Annotated in this window: 1 protein-coding gene and 1 pseudogene; both read left to right on the top strand. The window is 66.3% G+C overall.

What is annotated here, in order from left to right; all coding sequences use genetic code 11:
- A pseudogene (locus DK459_RS06005) lies at positions 1-397 on the top strand (methyl-accepting chemotaxis protein); the annotation flags it as partial.
- Positions 398-511: 114 nt separating this feature from the next.
- Positions 512-1,465: Tar ligand binding domain-containing protein (locus tag DK459_RS30720; RefSeq protein ID WP_146221879.1), on the top strand; the 954-nt coding region annotated here is incomplete at its 3' end.

Below are 1,465 nucleotides of genomic sequence, written 5' to 3' on the forward strand. Positions count from 1 at the left end.
GGCGGTGGCCGTGTTCAAGATCAACGCGGGCGACGTGATCGAGGTGCCGGCGCGCCAGCTGGCGCAGCAACACAGTGCGCCGCGGGTTGCCGCAGCGCAGACCGAAGCGCAGGTTTCGGCCGCCAGGACCGCCAAGCCTGCCGTTCAGGCGGCTGCCAAGCCGGAATCCGCGGCAGAGCCGGATCATTCCCCGGTGACGCCGCCCGCGGCGCCGGCGCCGCGGCTGGCCCAGCCGGCCCGTGCCCGGCCGACGGCCAACAGCGGCGCGACGGCGGCCAGGCCCCTGCGCCGGCCGGTCGTCAAGACCACCGATGCCACCGATGTCAAACCCGTCAAACCGGCACCGTCGGCTGCCCGCCGCGCGCCGCCGGCCGACGACGATTGGGAGTCCTTCTGACGGAGTGATCCGCCAGCGTATTGCAATGCATTGAATAGGCAGTAGAAAACACATCCCTTTTACGGCGGGGCGACGACAGCGTGTCGCCCCGACGGTTACCGGAAATATCGGAAAATGTTAAGCAATCTGAAGGTGCGCACGGGCTTGATGCTTGCCCAATTGGCAGTTGCCGTGGCCGCGCTGGTTGCCATTGCCCTGGGTTGGAGCAGCATGCGATCCAACGCCGAAGCGATCAACGCTTTGGATAGCCTGAGTGTCCAGCAGAGCAATCTGGTCAAGGACTCTTACGTGCAGATGCTGCGCGCCACCATCCGTGCCGACATCGCCGCCGCGCAGCGGGCGGCCGGTGACAAGGCGGGGGCCGCCGAGAACACGCGCATCGTGCAGCAACTGCTGACGGATGGCAAAGCCAAGCTCGAACGTTTCAAGGCCATTCCGAAAACCACCGATATCGGCCGCGAGGCCGAAGGGCAGCTGCTGGCGTCGTTCAATGGCTTTGCCGAAGGCCTGCAGGCCATGCTGGGCGCCCTGGACCGCGGCGACAATGCCGAGTACCTCAAGCTGAAGAACACCAAGACCGCCGCGGCCAGCGGCGCGTTCTCCAAGCAGCTGACCGAATTCGCCAACACGATCACCGCCTACAGCGAAGAGCAGGTGGCGTCGTCGCGCGCCAATGGCGCGGTCATGACCTATGTGTATCTGGCGCTGGTGCTGGTGATCCTGGCGGTCTCGCTGGGCGCGTTCCTGTTCATGAACCGCGTGGTGCTGCGTCCGTTGCGTATGGTCGGCGAGAGCTTCGACCGGATCGCCGGCGGTGACCTGACCACGCGCGTCGATGTCCAGTCGACCAACGAGATCGGCGTGCTGATGGCTGCCGTCAAGCGCATGCAGGAAAGCCTGGCGCGCACCGTGGCGACCGTGCGCCGCGGCGTGGACGAGATCAACGTCGGTTCGCGCGAGATCTCGGCCGGTAATACCGACCTGTCCAGCCGCACCGAAGAGCAGGCGGCCTCGCTGGAGGAAACCGCGGCCTCGATGGAAGAGCTGGCCTCGACGGTCAAGCAGAAC

This window comes from Achromobacter sp. RW408 (assembly GCF_003184165.1).
Lineage (GTDB): Bacteria > Pseudomonadota > Gammaproteobacteria > Burkholderiales > Burkholderiaceae_B > Achromobacter > Achromobacter xylosoxidans.